The sequence below is a fragment of the Mycolicibacterium agri genome (assembly GCF_002553505.1).
In the GTDB taxonomy this organism is placed as follows: Bacteria; Actinomycetota; Actinomycetes; order Mycobacteriales; family Mycobacteriaceae; genus Mycobacterium; species Mycobacterium agri.
Genome location: NZ_PDCP01000026.1, coordinates 1 through 25119, shown reverse-complemented (window position 1 = coordinate 25119; position 25119 = coordinate 1). Strand labels below are relative to the sequence as shown.

Below are 25119 nucleotides of genomic sequence, written 5' to 3'. Positions count from 1 at the left end.
TGACGGGGTATCAACACTCCGTGAGTGACACCGTCGTTCTGGTCATCGACATGCTCAACACCTATACCCATCCCGACGCCGAAAAGCTGTCACCGCATGTCGAAGAGATCATCGAGCCGCTGTCGGGGCTCATTTCGAAGGCCTCGAGCCGCGACGACGTCGACCTGATCTACGTCAATGACAACTACGGCGACTTCACCGCCGGGTTCGGCGACCTCGTCCGCTCTGCGCTGAACGGCGACCGGCCTGACTTGGTCGAACCGATCGTGCCGCCGGAGGACTGCCGCAAGATGACCAAGGTGCGCCACAGCGCCTTCTACGCCACACCGCTGGCCTACCTGCTGACCCAGCTGCAGCCGCAGCGGGTCATCCTGACCGGGCAGGTCACCGAGCAGTGCATCCTCTACACCGCGCTGGACGCCTACGTGCGGCACTTCCCCGTCGTGGTCCCGCCCGACGCGGTGGCGCACATCGATCCCGAACTCAGCGACGCCGCGCTGACGATGATGGAATCCAACATGAGCGCCGACATCGTCCCGGCCGCCGAATGCCTGCTGTGAAGTGCCTGTAAGGCGACCATTTGAGCGTTTGACCGCGGCGGCCCCGGGTAGCCGGTTGCGGTGAGCGGCAAGAACCGCATCGCCGAGCCATGGGGCGAGCGAACCCCGTACGGTCCCGGGCAGGACTGGCCGACGCGGGTCGACATGTTCCTCGACGGCGAGCTGGACCCCGACTCGGTCGATCGGTGGGTGCCGACGGCGTCGGTGCTGCACTCCAACGGCGACGGGCTCGACATCGCGGTCAAGGACGGCGGCATCGTCGGGGTCCGCGGCCGCGCCTCCGATCGCGTCAACCACGGCCGCGTCGATGCCAAGGATCTGTTCGGCTGGCAGGCCAACAATTCGGCCGATCGGCTCACCGCGCCGCTGATGCGGGTGCACGGCAAGCTCGTCGAAACCGATTGGGACACCGCGATGGGGCGCGTCGTGCGCCACAGCAGGCAGCTGCTCGAACAGCGCGGCCCCAGCGCTATCGGCTTCTACACGTCGGGTCAGCTCTTCCTCGAGGAGTACTACACGTTGGGCGTGATCGCGCACGGGGCGATCGGCACCAACCACGTCGACGGCAACACCCGGTTGTGCACGGCGACGGCCGCGGCGGCGCTGAAGGAGTCCTTCGGCTGCGACGGCCAGCCCGGTTCCTACACCGACGTCGACCACGCCGACGTCATCGCGCTCTACGGCCACAACGTCGCCGAAACCCAATCCGTGCTGTGGATGCGGATGCTGGACCGGCTGGCCGGCCCCAATCCGCCCGCGGTGATCTGCGTCGACCCGCGCGAGACGCCGGTGGCCCAGCACGCGACCGTCCATCTGGCGCCCCTGCCGGGAACGAATGTGGCGCTGATGAACGCCCTGCTGCACGAGATCATCGAAAACGGTTGGGTGGACCGCGATTACGTCGACGCCCACACCGTGGGCTACGACGAACTCGTCAAGCGGGTTGCCGAGTTCCCGCCCGAGCGGGCCGCCGACATCTGCAAGGTGTCCGCAGCCGACATCCGGGAGGCCGCCCGCCTGATCGGCACCGCCACCGCGCTGCTATCCACCGTGCTGCAGGGGTTCTATCAGGCCAGCCAGGCCACCGCAGCGGCCGTGCAGGTCAACAACATTCACCTGCTACGCGGCATGCTCGGCAAGCCGGGATGCGGCGTGCTGCAGATGAACGGCCAACCCACCGCGGAGAACACCCGTGAGTGCGGCGCCGACGGCGATCTGGCCGGATTCCGCAACTGGTCCAACGACTCTCACGTCGAACAGCTGTCGGCGCTGTGGAACCTGCAGATGCACCAGATCCCGCACTACGCACCGCCGACGCACGCGATGCAGATGTTCCGCTTCGCCGAGCAGGGCACGCTGCGCATGCTGTGGGTCAGCGCAACGAATCCGGCGGTGTCGCTGCCGGAGTTGCGGCGCATCCGCAGCATCCTGGCGCAGGAGCGGCTGTTTGTGGTGGTGCAGGACATGTTCGCCACCGAGACGACCGAGTTGGCCGACGTGGTGCTGCCCGCCGCGGGCTGGGGTGAGAAGACCGGGACGTTCACCAACGCCGACCGCACCGTGCATCTGTCCGAGAAGGCCGTCGACCCGCCCGGTCAGGCGCGCCCCGACCTTGAGATCTTTCTCGACTACGCGCGGCGGATGGACTTCCGCGACAAGGACGGCCAGCCGCTGCCGGCGTGGACGGATCCGGAGTCGGCGTTCGAGGCGTGGAAGCGATGCAGCGCCGGGCGTCCTTGCGACTACACCGGGTTGAGCTATGAGAAGCTGCGCGAGTCCAATGGCATCCAATGGCCGTGCAACGCCGAGCATCCCGACGGAACCGAACGGCTCTACAGCGACGGGCGGTTTTCCGCCGACCCCGAGTACTGCGAGTCCTACGGCCGCGACCTCATCACGGGGGCGCCGCTGGAACCAACCGAGTATCGGGCGATGAATCCCGACGGCAAGGCCATCATCAAAGCTGCCGAATACCTGCCGCCGCACGAAATGCCATCTAAGGACTACCCTTTGGCGTTGATCACGGGTCGCACGCTCTACCATTTCCACACCCGCACGAAGACCGGCCGCGCGCCGCAACTGCGCGACGCCGCGCCGCAGCCGTGGGTCGAGATGTCGGCCACCGACGCCGGACGCCTCGGCATCGCCGAGGGCGACATGGTCGAGGTCGCCACTCCGCGGAATTCGGTGACCGCGCCGTGCCGCATCGGCGGAATCCGCGACGGCGTGGTGTTCGTGCCGTTCCACTACGGCTACTGGGATGTCGACGACCCCGACGGCCATCACCGCGCCGCCAACGAGATGACGCTGACCGATTGGGATCCGGTGTCCAAGCAGCCGATCTTCAAGACCGCCGCCGCCCGGGTGCGGCCGGTGAACCGCGACGAGGAGCAGCGATGAAACTGGGACTCGCACTGCACGAATTGCATCGCTCCGAGATGCGGCTTGCGCGATCGCTCGATGCGATCGCCTCACGCCATCACAACGACCACGGCATCTACCACGTCGCTTTAGACCTCGCCGTGTGGTCGCGAGAGCACATCGCGCTGATCGCGGACACCGGTGAGCGTTACGGCGTGCGAATGCGGCGCCATCCGCGCATCACTGCCGTGACGGAGTCTGCGCAGGCCTGGGTCAGCGACCGGATGGGCCGACGACCCGAGACCGGGTTGCTGCTGTTGGCGGACCTGCGTCGGCTGCACCGGCTGGCCGCAGGGGTGTCGCTGGACTGGGAGCTGCTGGCGCAGGGCGCCAGGGCGTCAAGGACACCGAGCTGCTCGACTTGACGCAGCGGTGTCACCCGCAGGCGCTGCGGCAGATGCGGTGGGCGAATGCGATGCTCAAGGAGCTCTCACCGCAGGCACTGGCGAACTGACCACTACCCTGGACGGAGTGCAAATCCCCGAACTCGTCGCGCTGTTGGCAGGCCGCCGGGTCGCCGTCCTTACCGGCGCGGGCATGTCCACCGATTCGGGGATTCCGGACTATCGCGGGCCGGACTCGCCGCCGAGCAACCCGATGACGATCCGGCAGTTCACTTCCGACCCGGTGTTTCGGCAGCGCTACTGGGCGCGTAACCACGTCGGCTGGCGGCACATGGACGCCACCCAGCCGAACGCGGGCCACCGCGCGCTGGCGGCGCTGGAGCGGGCCGGCGTGGTGTCGGGGGTCATCACGCAGAACGTCGACCTGTTGCACACCAAGGCGGGCGGCCGCAACGTCGTCAACCTGCACGGCACCTACGCCGAGGTGATCTGCCTGGACTGCGGCCACACCATGACCCGCGCGGCACTGGCCGAGTTGCTCGAGGCCGCCAACCCCGGCTTCGCCGAGCGCGCAGAAAAGATCGGCGGCATCGCGGTCGCGCCGGACGCGGACGCGGTCGTCGGCGACACCTCGTCGTTCTCGATCGTCGACTGCGTCGCCTGCGGCGGCATGCTCAAACCCAACATCGTCTACTTCGGCGAGAACGTGCCGAAAGACCGTGTGGCGCAAGCGTTTACGTTGGTTGACAATGCCGACGCGCTGTTGGTGGCGGGCTCGTCGCTGACGGTGTTCAGCGGCTTCCGGTTCGTGCGCCACGCCGCCGCGCGCGGCATGCCGATCGCGATCGTCAACCGCGGCCGCACCCGCGGCGACGAGTTGGCGACGGTGAAGCTCGACGCCGGCTGCTCCCCCACGCTGGTCCTACTCGCCGACGAACTCTCCCCCGCGATTTCGGCGCGCTAACGTGCGCCTAGCGCCGCTTAGCGCGCCGAAATCGCTGGCTAGACGGCGACGAGGTCGTCGGCGTGCACCGCGGGGCGGCGCAACTCGGCCGGCAGATCCGATGTCGAGCGGCCCAGCATCGTCGCCAATTCGGCGGCATCGTAGGCCACCACGCCGCGGGCGACCATGGTGTTGTCGGGGGCGCGCAGTTCGACGACATCGCCGCCGTGGAAACGCCCGTGCACGGCCGTGATGCCGGCGGGCAGCAGGGAGCGGCGCTGGCGCACCACGGCCCGCACGGCGCCGTCGTCCAGCGTCAGTGAACCGGCCGCTTCGGCGGCGTAGCGCACCCAGAACCGGCGCGCCGACATCCGTTGGGGCCGCGGCGCGAACACCGTGCCGACAGACGCGTCGACCAGGGCGGTGGCGGCATCCGACGCCGCGGCCAGCAGCACCGGCACACCCGCATCGGATGCCAGCAGCGCCGCCGACAGCTTCGACGCCATGCCGCCGGTGCCCAGATGGCTGCTGCGCCCGGCGACCACGCCGTCGAGGTCCTCGGGCCCGGCGACCTCGGGGATGAACCGCGCCGGCTTGTCATTGGACGCCTTGCGGGGATCGCCGTCGTAGAGGCCGTCGATGTCGGACAGCAGCACCAGCGCGTCGGCGCCGACGAGGTGGGCCACCAGCGCCGAGAGCCGGTCGTTGTCGCCGAACCGGATCTCGTTGGTCGCGACGGTGTCGTTCTCGTTGACGATCGCCACCGCGTGCAGCGCCCGCAACCGGTCCAGCGTGCGCTGCGCATTGGTGTGCTGCACCCGCTGCGAGATGTCGTGTGCGGTCAGCAGCACCTGCCCAACTGTGCGGTTGTAGCGGGCGAATGCCGTGTTCCACGCGTTGATCAGCGCCACCTGCCCGACGGAAGCGGCGGCCTGTTTGGTGGCCAGGTCGGTGGGCCGCTTGTTCAACCGCAGGGGTTCGATGCCCGCGGCGATCGCGCCCGACGACACAATGACCACGTCGGAGCCGGCGTTCATGCGCTTTTCGATCGCTTCGGCCAGCGTGGCCAGCCTGCCCGCGTCGAACACGCCCGACGGGGTGGTCAGCGCGGTGGTGCCGATCTTGACGACGACGCTGCGGGCGGTGCGGACGGCCTCGCGGTGCACGCTCATGACTCACCGCCGGGGGTGCGGCGTTGCTTGCGCGCGGCCTTGCGTTCGGCGGCTCGCACACGGTCGTTCTGCTCGAGCCGGGCGTCGGTGCCGCGGCCCGACATCGGCACGTCGACGCCGGCGGGGGTCTGCGGTTCCCAGTCGAAGGTCATGTCACCAATGGTGACCGCACACCCCGGCCGCGCGCCCAGCCGCAGCAACTCGTCCTCGACGCCGAGGCGGGCCAGCCGGTCGCCGAGGTAGCCGACGGCCTCGTCGTTGTTGAAATCCGTTTGGGCGACCCAGCGTTCGGGCCGCACACCGTGCACGACGAAACCACCCTCCCCGTCTGGTTCGACGGTGAAACCGCTCTCGTCGACGGGGACCGGACGGATGACCGGGCGCCGCGGCACGATCTCGGGTTGCGACGCGCGATAGGCCGACACCATGTCCCACAACGCAACGGTCAACGCCCGCAATCCTTCTCGGCTGACGGTGGACACCTCGAACACCGGCCATCCGTAGCGCCGCTTGATGTCGTCGCGGACGAACTCGGCCAGTTCGCGGGCATCCGGCACGTCGATCTTGTTCAGCACCACCGCCCGCGGCCGCTCGGCCAGATCGCCGAGCGTCGTATCCCCTTGCAGCGTCGGCTTATACGCCGCCAGCTCGGCTTCCAGCGCGTCGATGTCGGAGATCGGGTCGCGGCCCGGCTCGAGCGTGGCGCAGTCAACGACATGCACCAGCACCGCGCAGCGTTCGATGTGCCGCAGGAAGTCCAGGCCGAGGCCGCGGCCCTGCGAGGCACCGGGAATCAGGCCGGGCACGTCGGCGACGGTGTAGGTGTTCTCCCCCGCCGACACCACGCCCAGGTTGGGCGCCAGCGTGGTGAACGGGTAGTCGGCGATCTTGGGTTTGGCCGCCGAGATCGTTGACACCAGCGATGACTTGCCAGCCGACGGGAATCCGATCAGGCCGACGTCGGCGACGGTCTTCAACTCCAGGGTGAGATCGCGGGCCTGGCCCTTCTCGCCCAGCAGCGCGAAGCCCGGCGCCTTGCGGGCCCGCGACGCCAGCGCGGCGTTGCCGAGCCCGCCGCGACCGCCCTCGGCGGCGACGAAGCGGGTGCCCGTGCCGACCATGTCGGCCAGCAGCCTGCCGTTCTCGTCGAGCACGACGGTGCCGTCGGGCACCTTGACTTCGAGGTCTTCGCCGGCGGCGCCGTCGCGGTTGCTGCCTGCGCCCTGCTTACCGGACGGCGCGACGATGTGCGGGTGGAAATGGAAGTCGAGCAGGGTGTGCACCTGCGGGTCGACGACGAGGATGACGCTGCCGCCGCGACCCCCATTGCCGCCGTCGGGGCCGCCGAGCGGCTTGAACTTCTCGCGATGGACCGAGGCGCAGCCGTTACCGCCGTTGCCTGCGCGCACGTGAATCACGACGCGGTCGACGAAGCGGGGCATCGTGATCACCTCCCTCGCCGAAACCGACATATGGGCGCAAAAGTGCGAGAGTCGCGCGCCAAAACGTCAGTCTCGACGCGGAACTAGGCGTCTGAAGCAGACGGCCGCACAATGCTGACCGTCTTGCGCCCGCGCTTGACGCCGAACTGGACGGCACCCGGCGCCTTTGCGAACAGCGTGTCGTCACCGCCACGGCCGACGTTGACGCCGGGGTGGAAGTGCGTGCCGCGCTGCCGGACGAGGATCTCGCCCGCTTTGACGATCTGGCCGCCGAACCGCTTGACGCCCAGCCGCTGTGCGGCGGAATCGCGACCGTTGCGTGAGCTGGAAGCGCCCTTCTTGTGAGCCATTGTGAACGCCTTACTACTTGATGCCGGTGACCCGCAGGACCGTCAGCTGCTGACGGTGACCCTGACGCTTGTGGTAGCCGGTCTTGTTCTTGAACTTGTGGATGCGGATCTTGGGGCCCTTGGTGTGCTCGAGCACCTCGCCGGTGACGGCGATCTTCTCCAGGGCCTTCGCGTCGGTGGTGACCTTCGCGCCGTCGACGACGAGGGCGACGGGCAACGAGACCTTGGCGCCCGGCTCCGAGTCAAGCTTCTCGACCTTGACCACGTCACCTTCGGCTACCTTGTACTGCTTGCCGCCGGTCTTGACGATTGCGTACGTCGCCATCGTGCTAGCACTCCTACGTTTCTTTGCAGCGCGCTCGTTCGCGGCGGCGCTGGGTCTGGGTGTCCGACTGTCGCCGGCGGGGCCTGGCGACAACCGCTCAAGGGTACGTGAGCCGCGCAGTCACGGTCAAATCGCCGCAGGTCACGGCGGGTCGGTCAGTCGTGGATCGGCGGACCGGCCGGCCGGGCGGCGGCGCGACGGCGCGGACGTCGGGCGATCATCGGCGCCGCCGAGGCGTCGATGCGCTGGTCATCCTCGTCGCTGTCGTCATCGTCATCGTCGTCGATGCCGTCGTCATCATCGTCGGAGTCCTCATCGGCGTAGGCGTCATCCTCGTCCTCGTCGGAGTCGTCGTCGGAGTCCTCGTCCTCATCCGAGTCGTCCGAGTCGAGCACGTCGATGTCGTCGTCGATGTCGTCGTCGTCCTCGTCCAGGTCGATCTCGTCGGTGTCGTCGGTGTCCTCATCGGACTCATCGGAGTCGTCGGAGTCCGAGTCGTCGTAGTCCTCGTCGAGATCTTCGTCTTCGAGATCCTCGGGGGCGCCGACGACGGCCTTCTTGATCGTCTCGGTGTCGGCCTCGGCGACTTCCTCGACGGCCTTCTTGCCCTCGTCCTTGTCTTCCTGCTCGGTCTCGTCGCCTTCGTCGTCCGCGTGTCGGCCGTTGGCGGCGGCCATCGCCTTGAACATCGGGTGCTCGGCGGCATGTTCGGGCACCTTGGCGACCGGCACCTCCTCGGTGCGGCTCTTCTTGCCGCGCTTGCCGCGACGGCCCGAGTCGGACTTGCGCCCGCCCGACGGCGCCGAGTCGACGGGATCGGTGTGCAGCAGGATGCCGCGGCCCGAGCACTCGGGGCACGGGGTGGAGAACGCCTCGATCAGCCCGGTGCCCAGCCGCTTGCGCGTCAGCTGCACGAGGCCCAGAGAGGTGACCTCGGAGACCTGATGGCGCGTGCGGTCGCGGGCGAGCGCCTCGGTCAGTCGGCGCAGCACCAGGTCGCGGTTGGACTCCAGCACCATGTCGATGAAGTCGATGACCACGATGCCGCCGATGTCACGCAGCCGCAGTTGCCGCACGATCTCCTCGGCGGCCTCCAGGTTGTTGCGCGTGACGGTCTGCTCGAGGTTGCCGCCCGAGCCGGTGAACTTGCCGGTGTTGACGTCGACGACGGTCATCGCCTCGGTGCGGTCGATGACCAGCGTGCCGCCCGAGGGCAGCCACACCTTGCGGTCCATCGCCTTGGTCAGCTGTTCGTCGATGCGGTGCACGGCGAAGACGTCGGGCCCGTCCGGCGATGCTGGCTCATACTTCGTCAACCGCGGAACCAGGTCGGGCGCAACGGAATTCACGTAGTTGTTGATCGTGTTCCAGGCTTCCTCGCCGGAGACGATCAGCCCGGAGAAGTCCTCGTTGAACAGGTCTCGGATGACCTTCACCAGCACATCGGGCTCTTCATAAAGCGCGACGGCTGCACCGGCGGCCTTCCCTTTGATCTCGGCCGCCTTCGCCTCGATCTCCGCCCAGCGGGCCTGCAACCGGCTGACGTCGGCGCGGATGTCCTCTTCCTTGACACCCTCGGAGGCGGTGCGGATGATCACGCCGGCATCCGGCGGAACCACTTCCCGCAGAATCTCTTTCAGCCGCTGCCGCTCGGTGTCGGGCAGCTTGCGGCTGATGCCTGTCGACGACGCGCCCGGCACGTACACCAGGTAGCGGCCCGCCAACGACACCTGGGTGGTCAACCGGGCGCCTTTGTGCCCGACGGGATCCTTGCTGACCTGCACGACGACGTAGTCGCCGGGCTTGAGGGCCTGCTCGATCTTGCGGTTGGTGCCGCCGAGTCCGGCCGCCTCCCAGTTGACTTCGCCCGCATACAGCACGCCGTTGCGTCCGCGGCCGATGTCGACGAACGCCGCTTCCATCGACGGCAGCACGTTCTGCACGATGCCCAGGTAGATGTTGCCCACCAGGGACGCCGACGCGGCCGACGTGACGAAGTGCTCGACCACCACGCCGTCTTCGAGCACCGCGATCTGGGTGTAGCGCGCGCCCTCGTGCGGCGGCTCGGTGCGGACCTTGTCGCGCACCACCATCACGCGTTCGACGGCTTCGCGGCGGGCCAGGAATTCCGCCTCGCTCAGTATCGGCGGGCGGCGGCGCCCGGCGTCACGACCGTCGCGGCGGCGCTGACGCTTCGCCTCCAGCCGCGTGGACCCCGTGATGCCCTGGATCTCGCCGTTGTCCTTGTCTTTGTCCTTGTCCTTGTCGGCCCGACCTGCGCGCTCATGCACGACGGTGTTCGGCGGATCGTCGGGCGACACATCGTTGTCGTCGCTGGCGCCCGACTTGCGCCTGCGCCGGCGGCGACGACGCCTGCTGCCGCCATCGGGAGTGCCGTTGTCCTCGTCGCCGCTGTCGTCGGACTCGTCGTCGGAGTCGTCGGTCTGGCCGCTGAGCTGCGCGTCGTCGGAGTCGTCGCTGGAGTCGTCGCTGGAGTCGTCGCCGCTCTGCTCGCCGCGACCGCGGCCCCTGCCTCGGCGGCCGCGACGGCGCCTGCGGCTCGGCCGCTCTGCCTGGTCTTCCTCCGTCTCGGGGCCGCCGTCGTCGGCGTCGTCGTAGTCGTCGTCGGAGTCGGTGTCGGCGTCGAATGCCACCGGCTGGGGCGCCACGAAGAGCGGCATGTACTCGGCGCGTTCCACGACCGTCTCGGTCTGGGACGTCTCCACGATCAGCCGAGCGTCGGGTTCAACGCCGGCCTGGTCCTCGCCGGGTTGGTCGTCGTCGGCGGGCACGGCCGCCTCGCCGGGTTGGTCGTCGCCGGCGAGCACGGCCGCCTCGCCGGGCTCCTCGGCGAGTACAGTCAGCCCCTCCGGCGGGGCCTCCTGCTGCTGCGTGTCTTCTGATTTGTCTTCGGTAGCTGCATCGTCGGCCACGTATTCTCCTCAAGCCCCCGGGCGCGTCGTTGTCGACGCGGCCACGCGAGGGCTTCCGCTATTGGCCCGGTACACGTACTCCGGGGCTTGTTATGGTCTCGCGCCGAGCGGTTCGCTTTTCGAACCCTCCCGGTGCCTGGCTGAATGATGGCTGGGACGGTCGGCGCCACACCACGGGTGAGCGGTGGTCGCGCTCGTCAAAGTCTTCATTCGGACGTCCGGCCCTGGTGTTGAGCCGTCTGCCCGCGTTCAGTATCCCACACCCGGCCCAGTCCTCGGACCAGGCCGGACGTGTTTGGCTACCGGCCCGGGAACCAGAGTTCGATCTCGCGGGCCGCCGATTCCGGTGAATCGGAGCCGTGCACCAGGTTGTCCTGGGTGACGAGCGCCAGGTCGCCGCGGATCGTGCCGGGCGCGGCCTTCTCCACGGGATCGGTGCCGCCGGCGATCTGACGGAACGCAGCAACTGCCCGCGGCCCCTCCACTATCGCCGCGACGACGGGCCCCGAGGTGATGAACTCCAGCAGGTCGTCGAAGAACGGCTTGCCTTCGTGTTCTGCGTAGTGCTTGCGTGCGAGGGCGTCGTCGACATTGCGCAGTTCGAGGGCCGCGAAGGTGAGCCCCTTCGCCTCGATTCGCCTGACGACCTCTCCGATCAGGTTCCGCTTGACGGCATCGGGCTTGATCAACACCAGGGTCCGCTCGGTCACGGCCGACAGCGTACCTGCGAAGGCTTCATCTCCCCGCGCGGAGTTCGGTCGGCGTCAGCACGTACCCGGTAGGCAGACGGCGTTCGCAGGAGGCGGCGGCATCTCGGCGGGCCCGCCCCCGGCAGGAGCCTGACCACCGGCCGGGCCCTGACCGCCAGCGGGTATCTGACCCTGCTGGCCACCCTGCTGCCCTTGCTGGCCACCCTGTTGACCCTGCTGGCCACCTTGTTGCCCTTGCTGGCCGCCTTGCTGGCCCTCCTGGCCGCCCTGCTGGCCACCTTGCTGGCCCTGCTGGCCGCCCTGCTGGCCACCTTGCTGGCCCTGCTGGCCGCCCTGTTGACCCTGCTCGCCGCCCTGGCCACCCTGCTGGCCCTGTTCGCCTCCCTGCTGGCCCTGCTGACCCTCTTGGCCACCCTGACCCTGCTCGCCTTCTGGCCCAGGCTGCTGCTGTTCCTCCTGCGGGTTCGGGTTGGCCGGTGACACAGGCGCAGGCGACTGCGGTGCCGGGGCGCCCGGCGCGGGCGCGATGCGCGGGGCCGGCGCCTGCTGCCGGGGCGCCTGTTGCCGCGGCGCGGGCGGCGCCACCACCGGCTGGCTCGGCGGCAGCGGCGCAGGAGCCTGGGTGGGCGCAGGCACCAGTTGAACCGGCGCCTGCGAGGGAGTGTCGGTGGTGTTGGCCGGCGTCGTCGACACTCCGTCGTCCAGCTGCCAGGTCGCGATCAACACCGCGACGGCGAGCACCGCCGCCCCCGCGGCGGCGCCGAAGAGCACGCCCGGCCGCCGGTACCACACCAGCGGCGCGTCGACGGGCGCCTGATACTCCGGCGGCGGCTGGCCGTACCCGGGCTGGCCGTACTCAGGCTGCCCGTAACCGGGCTGGCCGTAACCGGGCTGGCCGTAGTACTGCGGCGGCTGCTCGTAGTAGTTGCCCGCTTGTTCATACGGCTGTTCGTACCGCGCATAGGCGTCCGGCGGCCCGTAGGCCGAATCCTGCTCCGACCATGCCGTGGGCTGTGTGGGCTGGGGCGCGACCGGAGCGGCCTGCGTCGGCGGGGCCATGTCCTGTGTGGGCGGAGCGATGTCCTGCGTCGGCGGGGCGAGGTCGCGCGTTGGCGGGGTGAACTCCTGGGTCCGGTCGACATCTCGCGGCTTGTTCATCGTTGTGTCCCATCCACGACTGGATGAAATTGCTGTCCGCTGAGCACAACAATGGCACTTAACCGGCGGTCATAGAAGGTAGTTCGCTACCCCACTTTCAGTTCGCCGGGATTATTCGGGCGGCGGCTGTTGACCAGGCAGCAGGCCGCGTTCCTGGCGTCGCTTCACTTCGCTGCGGAGGTAGAGGATCAGCAGCCACACCCCCGCGAAGATCAGGCCGATGAAGCCGACGGCGCCGTGCAGCGCCCACCCGGCGATCACCACCACCTGCATGGCGAGATTGACCCAGATGGCCCACGGCCTGCCCTGCAGCCCGGCCAGCAGGATGAACACCACCGCCAGCCCGACCAGGTAGCTGCCCGTCGCCGCCGTCAGCCCGTCATACGCCTGCGACACCACCGGCAGTGCCAGCAGGATGGCGACGGCTTCCAGGATCAGCGTGCCCGCCATCACCCCGCGGAAGCTCTTCCACGGGTCGGGGGCGGCGCTGCTGCGCGGCAACTCGCTCACGCCGGATCCTTGCCGAACAGGGTGCGCGCCGCGCCCGCGGTGACGACCGAGCCGGTGATCACCATCCCGCTGCCGGAGAACCCCTCGCCCTCGAAGCCCGACTCCTCGACGAGCGCCGTCGCGGTTTCGATGGCGTCGGGCAGCGTCGGCGCGACGACCACCCGTTCGGGGCCGAAGCGCTCCTCGGCGCGCAAGGCGAGTCCTTCCACGTCCAGCGCGCGCGGCGAGCCGTTGTGCGTGACGACGATCTGATCGAACACCGGCTCGAGCGCGGCCAGGATGCCGTCGACGTCCTTGCCTTCCATCACCGACACCACGCCGACCAGGAACCGGAAGTCGAACTCCTCGGCCAGGGTCTGCGCCAGCGCGGCCGCGCCCAACGGATTGTGCGCAGCATCGATGAAAACCGTTGGCGCGCTGCGCATCCGCTCCAACCGGCCGGGGCTGGTGGCGGCCGCGAAGCCTGCGCGCACCGCATCGATGTCGAGTTGGCGTTGCGCGCCCGCGCCGAAGAAGGCCTCGACGGCGGCCAGCGCGACCGCGGCGTTGTGGGCCTGATGTTCACCGTGCAGCGGCAGGAACACCTCCGAGTACACCCCGCCCAGGCCCTGCAGTTCGAGCAGTTGACCGCCGATCGCAACCTGGCGACTCAGCACCGCGAATTCGGAGTCCTCGCGTGCGACCGCGGCGTCGGCTTTGACCGTCTGGGCCAGCAGCACCTCCATCGCTTCGGGCACCTGCCTGCCGATCACCGCGACGGTGTCGACGGGGATCAGGGCCTCGGGCTGCTTGACAATGATTCCGGCCTTCTCCGTGGCGATTTCGGAGATCTCGCTGCCGAGGTAGTCGGTGTGGTCGACGCCGATCGGGGTGATCACCGCCACCGGGGCGTCGACGATGTTGGTGGCGTCCCAGCGTCCGCCCATGCCGACCTCGACGACGGCGACGTCGACGGGCGCGTCGGCGAAGGCCGCGAACGCCATCGCGGTGACGACCTCGAACTTGCTCATCGGCGGGCCGCCCGCCGCCTCGGACTGTTTGTCGACCATCTCGACGAACGGTTCGATCTCGCGGTAGGTCGCGACGTATTGCGCCGGGCTGATCGGCTTGTTGTCGATCGCGATGCGTTCGACGGCGGACTGCAGATGCGGGCTGGTCGTGCGGCCCGTGCGGCGGTGCAGCGCGGTGAGCAGCGAATCGATCATGCGGGCCACCGACGTCTTGCCGTTGGTGCCGGCGATGTGGATCGACGGGTAGCCGCGCTGCGGCGAACCCAGCATCTCCATCAGCGCCGAGATCCGAGCCGTGCTCGGCTCCAATTTCGTTTCCGGCGAACGCTGATCGAGCAGGTGCTCGACCTGCAGCAGCGCCGCGACCTCGTCCGGGCTGGGGCCTGCGGCCGCCTCGTGTCGCGGGTCTTGCGGCTCCGAAGTCACGTTAGCGAAGCCAGCCTGGCGTTGATGCGGTCCACTTCCTCGCGGGCGACCTGCTGGCGCCGCCGGATCTTGTCGACGACCTCGGCGGGCGCCTTGGCAAGGAACGCCTCGTTCTCGAGCTTGGCGGTGGTGCCCTTGAGTTCCTTCTCCGCGGCGGCCAGGTCCTTCTCCAGCCGACGGCGCTCGGCGGCGACGTCGACGGTGCCGGAGGTGTCGAGCTCGACGACGACGGTGCCGCGGGTCAACCGCACCTCCACCGACGCAGACGGGGTGAAGCCGTCCCCTGCGGGCGTCAACCATGCCAGCGAGGTGACCGCCGGGATCTGGGCGTCCAGATCGGCGGCGGCGACATCGGTCAGCCGGGCGGGCACCTTCTGCCTGTCGGCGAGGCCCTGGTCGCTGCGGAACCGCCGCACCTCGGTGACGAGCTTCTGCATATCGGTGATGCGTTGCACCGCAACAGGATCCATCGAGAACCCGGAGGCGGTCGGCCACGGCGCGATGACCAGCGACTCGCCGCCGGTGAGCGACTTCCACAGCGTCTCGGTGACGAACGGCATCACCGGGTGCAGCAGCTTCAGCAGCGTGTCCAGCACCGCGGCGAGCACGGCGGTGGTGTGCGTAACGCCCTCCGCCAGCTGAACTTTGGCCAGCTCGACGTACCAGTCGCAGAACTCGTCCCACGCGAAGTGGTAGAGCGACTCGCACGCGCGACTGAATTCGTAGTTGTCGAACGCCGAATCCACCTCGGCGCGAACCTCTTCCATGCGGCCCAGAATCCAGCGGTCAGCGTCGGTCAGCTCGGCGGTGTCGGGCAGCGGCGCGGGACTGGCCCCGTTCATCAGCGCGAACCGCGTCGCGTTGAACAGCTTGGTCGCGAAGTTGCGCGAGGCGCGCGCATGGTCTTCACCGATCGACAGGTCACCGCCTGGGCTGGCGCCGCGGGCGAGGGTGAACCGCAGCGCGTCGGCGCCGAACTTCTCCACCCAGTCCAGCGGGTCGATGCCATTGCCGCGCGACTTGCTCATCTTGCGGCCGAACTCGTCGCGAATCAGCCCGTGCAGGAACACATTCTCGAACGGCACCTGCGGTCCGCGCTTCCCGTTCAGCGTGATCGCCGGATCGTCGGAGACGAACATGCCGAACATCATCATGCGAGCCACCCAGAAGAACAGGATGTCGTAGCCGGTGACGAGGACGGTCGTGGGATAGAACTTGGCCAGTTCGGGCGTGGCGTCGGGCCAGCCCATGGTGGAGAACGGCCACAGCGCCGAGGAGAACCACGTGTCCAGCACGTCGGGGTCCTGTTCCCAGCCCTCGGGCGGCGCCTCGTCCGGTCCGACGCAGACCTTCTCGCCGTTGGGGCCGTGCCAGATAGGGATGCGATGCCCCCACCACAGCTGGCGCGAAATGCACCAATCGTGCATGTTGTCGACCCAGCCGAACCAGCGTGGCTCCAAGCTGGCAGGGTGAATCACCGTCTGCCCGTTGCGAACTGCGTCACCGGCGGCCTTGGCCAGTGATTCCACCTTCACCCACCACTGCAGCGACAGCCGCGGTTCGATGGGCTCGCCGCTGCGGTCGGAATGCCCGACGCTGTGCACGTAGGGCCGCTTCTCCTCGACGATCCGGCCTTGGGCGGCCAACGCCTCACGCACCGCGACGCGGGCCTCGAACCGGTCCATGCCGTCGAATTGGGTTCCGGTGTCGACGATCCTGGCCTTGGTGTCCATGATCGACGGCATCGGCAGCTTGTGCCGCAGCCCGATCTCGAAGTCGTTCGGGTCGTGTGCCGGGGTGACCTTCACTGCGCCGGTGCCGAATTCGGGGTCGACGTGCTCGTCGGCGACGATGATCAGTTCGCGGTCGACGAACGGGTGCGGCAGCGTCTTGCCGACCAGGTGCTTGTAGCGCTCGTCGTCGGGGTGCACCGCGATCGCGGTGTCGCCGAGCATCGTCTCGACCCGGGTGGTGGCCACCACGATGTGCGGTTCGTCGTCGGACATCGACCCGTACCGGAACGACACCAGCTCGCCCTCGACGTCGGAGTAGGACACCTCGAGGTCTGAGATGGCCGTCTCCAGCACCGGCGACCAGTTGACCAGCCGCTCGGCCTGGTAGATCAGCCCGGCATCGTAGAGCCGCTTGAAGATTGTGCGGACCGCGCGGGACAGGCCCTCGTCCATGGTGAAGCGGTCGCGGGTCCAGTCGACGCCGTCGCCGAGCCTGCGCATCTGCGCGCCGATGGTGCCGCCGGACTCGCGTTTCCAGTCCCAGACCTTCTCGACGAACAGCTCGCGGCCGAAGTCCTCCTTGGTCTTACCGTCGACGGCCAGCTGCTTTTCCACCACCGTCTGGGTGGCGATGCCCGCATGGTCCATGCCGGGCAGCCACAGCACCTCATAACCCTGCATCCGCTTGCGCCGGGTGAGCGCATCCATCAGCGTGTGGTCGAGCGCGTGGCCCATGTGCAGGCTGCCGGTGACGTTCGGCGGCGGCAACACAATGGAATACGCCGGCTTGTCGCTGTGCGGGTCGGCCGTGAAGTAGCCAGCGTCGACCCAGCCCTGGTAGAGGTCGCTTTCCACCGCGCCCGGGTCCCACGACTTGGGCAGGGCGGCAGCTGGCTTCGAACTGGCGGTCACCGCGCCATTCTATGGAGTGCGCTGCGCGCGCTCAGGTGCGCCTACTGCTCGGGCTATCTCCCGGCTGTTTCCTGCGGCTGGTCCCCGCCGCTGCTGCCGCCGCTTTTTCCAGCCGCTACTTCCTGCCGCCGAGCAGCCCGCCCAGGATGTCGCCGATCGCGCCGCCCTGCTGACCGCCCAGCACGCTGCCGAGGATGCTGCCCAGCGGGTTGTCCCCGCCGCCGGCACCGCCGCCGGAAGCGCCACCGCCGGTCGAGCCGCCGAGGATGCTGCCGAGGATGTCGCCGAGGCCGCCGCCCGACTGCTGGCCCTGCGGCTGGGGCGTCGGCGCGGAGCCCTTGTTGAGTTGCTTGCCGATGTAGGCCAGCACGATCGGCGTGATGATCGGCAGCAGTTTCCTGATCAGGTCGCTGCTACCGGCGCCGGTTCCGCCGAGCGCGGAGGCGACGGCGGTGCTGTCGTTGCCGCCGAACAGGTGCGCGACCAGGTTGTCGCCCTCGTTCTCGTCGACCTGCTCGACGTTGACTCCCCCATCGAGCAGTCCGCTGCCGCCCTGCTGGGCGACCGCGGACTCAAGCTTGCTGGAGTCGATGTCATTGGACTGCACGTTCTGGGCGAGCCCACCCACCAGCGCGGGAACCAGCGTCTTGACGGCGTTGTTCACCTCGCCCTCGTCTTCGCCGAGTTTGCTCGCGATGTCGCTTACCGGGATCTGTGCGAAGAGATCGTCAAGGCCTGCCATGTCGTACTCCACCCTCGTCGCTGGTTACCGCATGCCGAAGATGACACTAGTCCAGCTGATCTTGGTTGACACGGCTTCGGCTCGCGCCGATCAATTCAGCCGTGTGACGTCCAAAGACACACCGGCAGCGGGGAATCGGGCCAACAGCGCGTCACCCATCGCTGCCGCGGGCGTCAATACACCGCGCAGATCGGACAGCCGGTCGCGGTCCAACGCCAGCGCCAACGCACACTCGCCGAGCAGCACCGACGTGGCCTTGTAGCCCGGGTCGCCCTGCTGGGACATCCTCGCCCGGTACCGCGCACCCGTGGTGGTCCTGGTGTACGTCTCGACCGTGTAATGGCCCCGCTCGCGGGTTCGTTCGCTGGGTCCGCTGCCCGGCTTGGGCAGAATCTTCTCGATGTAGCGCTCGGGCACCTTGTTCAGATAGCGGGTGCCCACCTTGGTCACCAGCGCACCGACGCCCGCGAACGCCGCCGACGCGACCGGCGCCACCGGCGAGGACCCGACGCTCTGGCATTCCGAGTAGCGGAACCGCCTGCCGTATGCAAAGTCCTGTAATGCGTTGCTGCGCCGAACGACTCGCGTATTGACCGGTGCCATCATGAAGCCGGCCGTCCAGATTCCGTCCAGCTCCGGCGCGATCTGGCTGCCGCGCCGCCACGGCATGTCGGGCTGCGGGTCGAGTTCGGGTTCGGCGGCCCGGTCCGGGGTCAACGTGTAGGGATCCTCAAGCAGGCGGCGCACTTCCGGGTCGTTGGCCATGGCCCGGAGAACGTCGGTCATCGACGCGATCGTTCCGCCGGACAGGCCGCCGACCATCTTGCGCACCACGAACGTGGTGTCGGTGAGTTCGCCTTCGCCGTCGTCGGTGACCCGCCGATGCAGCGCGTAGACGCTGAGATCCGAAGGGACGGAGTCGAATCCGCACGCGTGCACGATGCGGGCTCCGGTGTCGACGGCCTGCTTGTGGTACAGGTCGATGCACTTGCGCATGAACATCGGCTCGCCGGTCAGGTCGGCGTAGTCGGTGCCCGCTTCTGCGCATGCGGCGACCAGCGGCACACCGTAGCGGTTGTACGGCCCGACCGTGCTCACCACCACCCGGGTGCGTTCGGCCATCGCCTTGAGTGTGTCCGGCTGCGAAGCGTCCGCGGTGATCAGCTGCCACGACCGCGCGCTCTCGCCCAACGTCTGCTGGACGGCCCGCAGCTTGTCCTGGGACCGACCGGCCAGCGCAATCCGCACGGCGCCGCCGGCCCGCGCGAGGTATTCGGCCGTCAGCTTCCCGACGAACCCGGTCGCGCCGTATAAGACGATGTCGAATTCACGTTGGTCCTGCGTCATCGAATCCGACGCTACCCCAGCGCCTCGGGCAGTTCGACGTCCTCGCCGAGCACGTGCTTGGCCAGGAAGGCGATCACCACCTCGTACCAGATCTTGGCGTGCTGGGGATTGAGCACCCAATGGTTCTCCGACGGGAAGTAGAGGAACCGGTGCGGGCTCGTGCCGTCCTCGGCGGCGGGCAGGCCGGACTCGCTGAGCAGCTCGTACCACAGCCGCAGCGCCTCACCGATCGGCACGCGATAGTCCTTGTCGCCGTGGATGACGAGCAACGGCGTGCGGATGTCCTTGACGAATCGGTGCGGCGAGTTGGCCTCCGCCATCTCCCTCGTCATCTCGCGGACCCAGTAGTAGGCGGCGTCGGTGGTGGAGTTGAACTGGTCGAGCGCCCACAGGCTGGCATGGGTGACGATCGCGTTGAACCGGTCGGTGTGGCCTGCGATCCAGTTGGCCATGTAGCCGCCGAAGGAGCCGCCCATCGCGGCGGTGCGGGAGGCGTCGATCCGCGGGTGGGCGCACGCTGCGTCGGTGATTGCGATGAGGTCCTCGTACGGCGCCGCGCCCCAATGGCCCCAGCCGCGCTGGATGAAATCCTGGCCGTATCCGGTCGACAGCGCGGGATCCGGCAGCAGGACGGCGTAACCGCGCGCGGCCAGCACCCACGGGTTCCACCGCCAGTGCCAGGCGTTCCAGCTGTTGAGCGGGCCGCCGTGCACCCACAGCAGAAGCGGGGCCTGCGCTTCATATTTGTCGACATCGGGGAGCACCAGCCACGAGCGCACCGCGCACCCCTCGGCCGTGGTGGCCGTCATCTCGGTGAGCGTGCCGGGCAGCTGCGGCTGGTCGATGCACGGCAGGACCGTGACCGTGCCGTCGGCGTCGATGCGCACCGGATGCGGCGTGGCCGCATACGAACTGCGCAGCGCGTAGATCACCCCGCCGGGTGCCGTCGTCACGTCGGTGTAGGCGTAGTCGTCGGCGGTCAACGCCTCGACCGCGCCGTCGCCGATGCCGATTCTGAACACCGGGCACCGGCCGCCGTCGTCGGCGGTGACGATCAGCGCATCACCGCTGCGCGACCACGTCACCGAGGCCGGCCAGCGGTCCCACTCCGGCGCGAGCCCTCGCGGTTGTTCGCCGAATCGCAAGTAGCCCAGGCTGATTCGCGGCGCCTGCGCGGGCGTGGAGTAACCCTCGCGCAGGAACGCCACCGCCGACCCGTCCGGTGCGATAGCCGGGCTCCACAGGTCGGCGTCGGGGTCGTCGGCGATGACGGTGTGGGTGCCGTCGGCGAGGTCGATCCGCACCAGCACCGAACGCCGGGCTGCGCCGCGGCCGGGACGCTGCCATGACGTCACCACGAAGCGGCCGTCGGCGCTGACGTCGTAGTCGGTTTCGCGCAGCGCCGCCTCGGGTTGCGGTGTCAGGTCGTTGGGTCGAGAAGTATCGTCGAGCGCCAGCAGGTGCGGGGCCGCGGGCCCAAGGTCCTTGTCCCAGAATCGGATCGGGTAGCCGGTGTGCAGGATCGCGTCGATCTTGTTGTCTTTGCGCAGGTTTCGCAGACGGCGGTCGTCGTCGAGGCTTTCCGCCGACGGCAACATCGAGGTGCGGACCACCGTCGCGGCGGCGTCGCGCGCGGCCTTGACGGCGTCGACTCCGCCTGGCGGGGCGAGGATCTCGATCGCCTCGCCGCCGGATGCGGGCAGGCGCCACAGCGCCGCGGGTGGTTTGTCGTCCTCGGGCGTCGGGCGCACCGACACGAACAGCAGATCACCGTCGGAGGTGAATGTCGGTGACGATTCGCCCTTGGCGCCGCGGGTCAACCGGCGCGCCGCGCGCCGACCGTCGGGGTCCAGCTCCCACACGGCGGTGACGTATTCGGTGCGCTTGTCGTTGAGCTCGCTGACAGTGGTGACGACGCGGGAGCCGTCGGGCGACACCGCCAGCCCGGACACCCGCGGCAGCGCGAAGTAGCGGTCGAGGTCGTCGAATGGGGTTTCGCTCACCCGACTTTGGTAGCACAACACACAGTAAGTTTGATTTTCAAACTTACTGATGGCAGGCTGGTTCGCGTGACCACAACGGCGTTGGCGGAGCTGCCCGGCCGACCCTGTCCCATCGCGGCGGCCCTGGAGATCGTCGGCGAGCGGTGGGCGCTGCTCGTCGTCCGGGAGATTGCCCTCGGCTCCACCCGCTTCAGCGACATCGTCGCGGGCACCGGAGCGCCGCGGGACCGCATCGCGGCCCGGTTGAAGGCGCTGGAATGGGCGGGCATCGTCACCCGAACGCCGTACCACGACGGCCCGCCGCGCTACGAGTACCGGCTCACGGAGTCTGGCCGTGCGCTGCTGCCGGTGCTGGATGCCCTGCTGGAGTGGGGTAAGCGCCACGCCGTCGCCCCCGACGATCCCGATCGCAGGCCCAGGTACCGACCCATGACCGAGTTGATGAAGCGAGGATCCCGATGACCGCAGAGTTGGCCGAGGCGACGACCCGCGACGGATGGGGCCCGCAGCGGTCCCGCACGGTGACATGGCACGACCCCGCGCCGAGCACCGCCAAGGGCCTCGCCATGGCCGGCATCGACTATCTGCGCGCCATCGTCGACGGTGAACTGCCAGGGGCGCCCATCGCCGGGCTGATGCGATCGAAAATCGTGTCGGTCGAGCCGGGACGGGTGGTGTTCGAGTGCGAGCCCGACGAGTCGATGTACAACCCGATCGGCGCGGTGCACGGCGGCCTTGTCTGCACGCTGCTGGACTCGGTGACCGGTTGCGCGGTTCACAGCACATTGCCAAAAAACAAGGGCTACACGTCGATTGAGATCAAGGTGAACTATCTGAAGGCCGTGCGGCTGTCCAGCGGAACGCTGACCGCCACCGGCACGGTGGTGAAATCCGGGTCACGGGTCGGCTTCGCCGAGGGTGTGGTCACCGACGCCAACGGCGCCGTCGTCGCCACCGCCACCAGCACACTGCTGGTGTTCGACCTGTAGGAGATCTATAGAGCCTTGGCGTCGCACGCTAGGTTCGACGGGTGGCGCGGCATCGGTTCCTTGTCGTAGGTGCAGGCATCGCGGGGTTGGCGACGGCGGTCGCGCTGCAGCGGGACGGCCACGACGTCACGGTCATCGAGGCGCGCACGGACACGTCGAGTGGCGCAGGCATCAGCATCTGGCCCAACGCGCTGGCCGCCCTCGATCAGATCGGCCTCGGCGACGCCGTCCGTGAGGCCGGCGGCAGGGTGACCGCAGGCGCGGTCCGGTGGCGCAACGGCTCGTGGCTGCGCCGCCCGTCCCACGACCGAATGGTCAAGGCGCTGGGCGAGCCGCTCGTGGTGGTGCGCCGCTCGGCGCTGAACGACGTGATGGCCGGTGCGCTGCGCGACGGCACGGTGCACTACGGCGTCGCGGCCAAGCAGTTCGAGGCCACGCCGGACGGCGTGCGCGTCATGCTCTCGGACGGCAGCACACGCTGGGCGGACGCGGTGATCGGCGCCGACGGCACGCACTCTTCGGTGGCCCGCCACCTGAACGGGCCGCTGCGCAACCGCTATGTCGGCTACACGGCGTGGCGCGGCGTCGCGGACACGTCGATCGATCCGGACCTGGCCGGCGAGACGATGGGCCCGGGCATCGAGTGCGGACACGTGCCGATGGGCCCCGGCCACACCTACTGGTTCGCCACCGAACGCGCGCCGGAAGGACGGGTCGCAGCCCAGGGTGAGCTGGCGTACCTGAAGGAGAAGTTCGCGTCGTGGGCCGAGCCGATGCCGACGCTGCTGGCCGCCACCGACCCCGACGTTGTCCTGCACAACGACCTCTATGACCGCGACGAGGCGCGGGCGTGGTCGCGCGGGCCGATCGTGCTGGTCGGCGACGCCGCCCATGCGATGCGCCCGCATCTGGGCCAGGGCGGCTGCCAGGGCCTGGAAGACGCCGCGATCCTGGCCGCGTTCGTCGACCGGACTAACGACCTGGCCGCGGCGTTCGCGCGCTTCGCTCAGTTCCGTCGCCCACGGGTGCGGGCGCTGGTGCGCGAGTCGGCGCTGCTGGGCACGGTCGTCAACCTGCGGCCGGCGCTTCTGAGCACACTGGCCACCCGGGCGTCGGCGCTCGTGCCCGAAGCCGTGCTGATGCGGCACATGGCCGGCATCGCGTCGCGCTCGGCGTTTCAGGCGCCTGCGACGGCGTCAGCCTAGGCCGAGCGGGCCCAGGAACGTCGAGCACAGCTGGCGCAGATCGACGAGGCCGAGCACCGCGCCGCTCCGCATGGCCTTGCACCCCGTCTGTCCGGGTATCGGTGTCACCGCGGTCCACACGGCCGGTCCGCCCGCCGCCGATCCGCACTTGGGCCAGGCGCGCAGGCCCTGGGTGCGCAACACGTTCTCGGCGACGCGGATCTGCTGCTCGCGCGACGCCGCCGCCGGCGAGCCAAAGCCGCCGTGTGCAGCCCAGGTCGTCGGTTTGAACTGCAGCCCGCCGTAGTGGCCGTTACCGGTGTTGGCGGACCAGTTGCCCCCCGACTCGCACTGTGCGATGGCGTCCCAGTCGACGGTGTCGGCATTCGCGGTGGCCGACAAGGCCACAGGCGCCACTGCAAGAGCCCCGGTGATCGCGACCAGCCAGGCGGCCTTGCGAGCCGCTCCGGTGATTATCTGGCGAATCTTCATCTCCGGTCCTTCCCCCGACCTTGTAACTGATGGGTCTTTCGAGTGAGTTGGGTCACGCGTTACAAGGGAGGTGCAATGACGTTATCGAGACGCGATTTATCCCAGCTAGCGATGGGAAAAATGAGTTAAATGAGTTTTGCGAGAAAGATGCGCCAGATGAGCTTGATGTGATAGGTGAGAAAAAGAGGGGGTGCCGAGCCCGAAGGCCCGGCACCCCCACAAAGACCTGGTTAACCGCGGATTAGCCGCGCTTACCGCACACCGGCCAGGCGCCGATGCCCTGGGTCTTGAGCACGTTGTTGGCCACCCGGATCTGCTCCTCGCGGCTGGCGTTGTGGGGCGAGCCCTTGCCGCCGTTGGCGCGCCAGGTGCTCATGGTGAACTGCAGTCCGCCGTAGTAGCCGTTTCCGGTGTTGATGGACCAGTTGCCACCCGACTCGCAGGCCGCGACGGCGTCCCAGTTCACGCCGCTTTCCGCACTCGCGGTGCCGGTCGCCAGGGCCATCGGTGCCAGGGCCAGGGCGCCGGTGATGGTGGCCAGCCCAAACGTCTTGCGGATGTTCTTCACTGCTTTCCTTTCGCCAAGCGCGCGCCAAAACCACGCCCGTCGACGCGGGCGTAGGTGCCTTTCAGGCAGGGGAGTTGGGACGTGCCCTCTCGGTCAGGCACGACAGCGGGAGGTTTGTGGCAGACCTCCACCGGGCTTGATGCCCGGCGGCTACAAAGGCGATCCCACCTCTGCAGCCCCACTCACACGCAGGTTCGTGGTTATCTGAACTTGTTTGCTCTTTTGGAGCCGTCAGGGACGGTACAAACCGTTTCCGTCAAAGTCATATCGGGTATAGGCATGATCGCGGTTAGATCACGGACAGATCACGACGTCTTTTCACCGTCGTCCGCGCAGGTCATCGCGACGTTTGACGGCGTCGTCAGATTGCCGTTGCCCGCCGGATTTTCGTGAGTCAGATCACGTGCATTTTGTGACCCGTGACACGTTTAACGGGGTTGACACGACGGGGAATTGGACCGGATCAGCCCCAGATATGGCCCTCATCAGCGGTTTTCGCGATGTCAGCAACTGAAAAGGTTCGCTGCTGCCCCTTTTCACGGCGAGCTGTCTGTTTTTCGTTGTGCCATAGCATTTTTCGTGGCACACAGTATCTTCGCACCAGCGTGCCAGAACAACCGAAGCGTCGATCAACGCCACCACGATCTGCTGGAAACATGTTGGTTCTGAACGTGTTTCATGACGTAAGAGTGCCACAGCATATTCCATGCAGCCTATCAGCGCTGCGGTAGCACGCTGTCGCGCCTTTGGACCAGCAGTTTCGCCGGTTAGCCTCGATCTTTCACCTGGCGCTCGATTGAGGTTCTTTGTGGGTGCAGGTGAGTGGTTGTGATGCTGGGCGGCCT

Annotated in this window: 21 protein-coding genes and 1 pseudogene; 7 read left to right on the top strand and 15 right to left on the bottom strand. The window is 68.4% G+C overall.

All coding sequences use genetic code 11. The features are described 5' to 3' along the window. The first annotated feature begins 20 nt into the window (after nt 1-20). The 4 genes and pseudogenes from CQY20_RS15805 to CQY20_RS15790 all read left to right on the top strand — a co-directional run bounded on the left by CQY20_RS15805 (nt 21) and on the right by CQY20_RS15790 (nt 4289). Nucleotides 21-560 (top strand): cysteine hydrolase family protein, encoded by a 540-nt coding sequence (locus CQY20_RS15805; protein ID WP_097941027.1) that lies wholly within the window; start codon nt 21-23, stop codon nt 558-560. A gap of 144 nt (nt 561-704) precedes the next feature. After that, on the top strand, nt 705-2960 hold the full coding sequence (locus CQY20_RS15800; RefSeq protein WP_371871095.1) for a molybdopterin oxidoreductase family protein: 2256 nt from the start codon (nt 705-707) through the stop codon (nt 2958-2960). Continuing rightward, a pseudogene (locus CQY20_RS15795) lies at nt 2957-3435 on the top strand (hypothetical protein). Before CQY20_RS15800 ends, CQY20_RS15795 begins: the two are co-directional and overlap by 4 nt. 17 nt (nt 3436-3452) lie before the next feature. Next, nucleotides 3453-4289 carry an NAD-dependent protein deacetylase gene (locus tag CQY20_RS15790; RefSeq protein ID WP_097941025.1) on the top strand — a complete coding sequence of 279 codons (837 nt, stop codon included), beginning with the start codon at nt 3453-3455 and terminating at the stop codon, nt 4287-4289. A 38-nt stretch (nt 4290-4327) separates the two neighbouring features. On the opposite strand, the gene proB is transcribed toward CQY20_RS15790, so the two are convergent. The 13 genes from proB to CQY20_RS15725 form a co-directional block, all read right to left on the bottom strand. Further along, on the bottom strand, nt 4328-5440 hold the full coding sequence (gene proB / locus CQY20_RS15785; protein ID WP_097941024.1) for a glutamate 5-kinase: 1113 nt from the start codon (nt 5438-5440) through the stop codon (nt 4328-4330). After that, complete coding sequence (obgE, locus tag CQY20_RS15780; RefSeq protein WP_097941080.1) at nt 5437-6882, bottom strand: GTPase ObgE; 1446 nt, start codon at nt 6880-6882, stop codon at nt 5437-5439. Before obgE ends, proB begins: the two co-directional genes overlap by 4 nt. A gap of 83 nt (nt 6883-6965) precedes the next feature. Continuing rightward, a complete protein-coding gene (gene rpmA, locus CQY20_RS15775) occupies nt 6966-7232 on the bottom strand; it encodes a 50S ribosomal protein L27 (protein WP_097941023.1) in 267 nt (88 codons plus the stop codon). A gap of 13 nt (nt 7233-7245) precedes the next feature. Beyond that, entirely contained in the window at nt 7246-7557 is a 312-nt protein-coding gene (gene rplU / locus CQY20_RS15770; RefSeq protein WP_097941022.1) for a 50S ribosomal protein L21, read from the bottom strand. A 155-nt stretch (nt 7558-7712) separates the two neighbouring features. Then, nucleotides 7713-10490, bottom strand: coding sequence for a ribonuclease E (gene rne, locus CQY20_RS15765; RefSeq protein WP_097941021.1), 2778 nt, complete (start codon nt 10488-10490; stop codon nt 7713-7715). A 299-nt stretch (nt 10491-10789) separates the two neighbouring features. Next, on the bottom strand, nt 10790-11200 hold the full coding sequence (ndk, locus tag CQY20_RS15760; RefSeq protein WP_097941020.1) for a nucleoside-diphosphate kinase: 411 nt from the start codon (nt 11198-11200) through the stop codon (nt 10790-10792). Nucleotides 11201-11254: 54 nt separating this feature from the next. Next, nucleotides 11255-12358 carry a hypothetical protein gene (locus tag CQY20_RS34865; RefSeq protein WP_163700635.1) on the bottom strand — a complete coding sequence of 368 codons (1104 nt, stop codon included), beginning with the start codon at nt 12356-12358 and terminating at the stop codon, nt 11255-11257. Nucleotides 12359-12469: 111 nt separating this feature from the next. After that, complete coding sequence (locus CQY20_RS15750) at nt 12470-12808, bottom strand: DUF4233 domain-containing protein (protein WP_097941078.1); 339 nt, start codon at nt 12806-12808, stop codon at nt 12470-12472. Nucleotides 12809-12864: 56 nt separating this feature from the next. After that, a complete protein-coding gene (gene folC / locus CQY20_RS15745) occupies nt 12865-14304 on the bottom strand; it encodes a bifunctional tetrahydrofolate synthase/dihydrofolate synthase (protein WP_097941019.1) in 1440 nt (479 codons plus the stop codon). After that, nucleotides 14301-16949: a valine--tRNA ligase gene (locus CQY20_RS15740; RefSeq protein ID WP_097941018.1), complete on the bottom strand. Its 2649-nt coding sequence runs from the start codon at nt 16947-16949 to the stop codon at nt 14301-14303. Before CQY20_RS15740 ends, folC begins: the two co-directional genes overlap by 4 nt. Before the next feature lie 115 nt (nt 16950-17064). Further along, the gene (locus CQY20_RS15735) at nt 17065-17691 is read right to left on the bottom strand and encodes a DUF937 domain-containing protein (RefSeq protein ID WP_097941077.1); all 627 of its coding nucleotides are present in this window, start codon (nt 17689-17691) and stop codon (nt 17065-17067) included. A gap of 90 nt (nt 17692-17781) precedes the next feature. Next, entirely contained in the window at nt 17782-19038 is a 1257-nt protein-coding gene (locus tag CQY20_RS15730; protein WP_097941017.1) for a saccharopine dehydrogenase family protein, read from the bottom strand. An 11-nt stretch (nt 19039-19049) separates the two neighbouring features. Continuing rightward, complete coding sequence (locus CQY20_RS15725) at nt 19050-21041, bottom strand: S9 family peptidase (RefSeq protein ID WP_097941016.1); 1992 nt, start codon at nt 21039-21041, stop codon at nt 19050-19052. 66 nt (nt 21042-21107) lie between these two features. Between CQY20_RS15725 and CQY20_RS15720 the strand changes: the two genes are divergently transcribed. Genes CQY20_RS15720 through CQY20_RS15710 form a run of 3 tightly spaced genes read left to right on the top strand, consistent with a single transcriptional unit; the run spans nt 21108 to nt 23235 of the window. After that, nucleotides 21108-21503: a winged helix-turn-helix transcriptional regulator gene (locus CQY20_RS15720; protein ID WP_097941015.1), complete on the top strand. Its 396-nt coding sequence runs from the start codon at nt 21108-21110 to the stop codon at nt 21501-21503. After that, the gene (locus CQY20_RS15715) at nt 21500-22030 is read left to right on the top strand and encodes a PaaI family thioesterase (protein ID WP_097941014.1); all 531 of its coding nucleotides are present in this window, start codon (nt 21500-21502) and stop codon (nt 22028-22030) included. The genes CQY20_RS15720 and CQY20_RS15715 overlap by 4 nt, the downstream gene beginning before the upstream one ends. Nucleotides 22031-22071: 41 nt before the next feature. Next, nucleotides 22072-23235 (top strand): FAD-dependent oxidoreductase, encoded by a 1164-nt coding sequence (locus CQY20_RS15710; RefSeq protein WP_097941013.1) that lies wholly within the window; start codon nt 22072-22074, stop codon nt 23233-23235. Here the strand turns inward: CQY20_RS15710 and CQY20_RS15705 are convergent. Both CQY20_RS15705 and CQY20_RS15700 read right to left on the bottom strand, forming a co-directional pair. Further along, complete coding sequence (locus CQY20_RS15705; RefSeq protein WP_097941012.1) at nt 23227-23706, bottom strand: transglycosylase family protein; 480 nt, start codon at nt 23704-23706, stop codon at nt 23227-23229. The genes CQY20_RS15710 and CQY20_RS15705 overlap by 9 nt on opposite strands. Nucleotides 23707-23947: 241 nt before the next feature. Next, nucleotides 23948-24274 carry a transglycosylase family protein gene (locus CQY20_RS15700; RefSeq protein WP_097941011.1) on the bottom strand — a complete coding sequence of 109 codons (327 nt, stop codon included), beginning with the start codon at nt 24272-24274 and terminating at the stop codon, nt 23948-23950. Nucleotides 24275-25119 lie beyond the last annotated feature (845 nt).

What these genes read in the sequence shown, in the direction of transcription:
- CQY20_RS15800 (WP_371871095.1), top strand. Translation starts at nt 705, where the DNA reads ATGTTCCTCGACGGCGAGCTGGACCCCGACTCGGTCGATCGGTGGGTG.
- proB (WP_097941024.1), bottom strand. Translation starts at nt 5,440, where the DNA reads ATGAGCGTGCACCGCGAGGCCGTCCGCACCGCCCGCAGCGTCGTCGTC.
- obgE (WP_097941080.1), bottom strand. Translation starts at nt 6,882, where the DNA reads ATGCCCCGCTTCGTCGACCGCGTCGTGATTCACGTGCGCGCAGGCAAC.
- rpmA (WP_097941023.1), bottom strand. Translation starts at nt 7,232, where the DNA reads ATGGCTCACAAGAAGGGCGCTTCCAGCTCACGCAACGGTCGCGATTCC.
- rplU (WP_097941022.1), bottom strand. Translation starts at nt 7,557, where the DNA reads ATGGCGACGTACGCAATCGTCAAGACCGGCGGCAAGCAGTACAAGGTA.
- CQY20_RS34865 (WP_163700635.1), bottom strand. Translation starts at nt 12,358, where the DNA reads ATGAACAAGCCGCGAGATGTCGACCGGACCCAGGAGTTCACCCCGCCA.
- CQY20_RS15750 (WP_097941078.1), bottom strand. Translation starts at nt 12,808, where the DNA reads ATGGCGGGCACGCTGATCCTGGAAGCCGTCGCCATCCTGCTGGCACTG.
- CQY20_RS15735 (WP_097941077.1), bottom strand. Translation starts at nt 17,691, where the DNA reads ATGGCAGGCCTTGACGATCTCTTCGCACAGATCCCGGTAAGCGACATC.
- CQY20_RS15730 (WP_097941017.1), bottom strand. Translation starts at nt 19,038, where the DNA reads ATGACGCAGGACCAACGTGAATTCGACATCGTCTTATACGGCGCGACC.
- CQY20_RS15715 (WP_097941014.1), top strand. Translation starts at nt 21,500, where the DNA reads ATGACCGCAGAGTTGGCCGAGGCGACGACCCGCGACGGATGGGGCCCG.
- CQY20_RS15705 (WP_097941012.1), bottom strand. Translation starts at nt 23,706, where the DNA reads ATGAAGATTCGCCAGATAATCACCGGAGCGGCTCGCAAGGCCGCCTGG.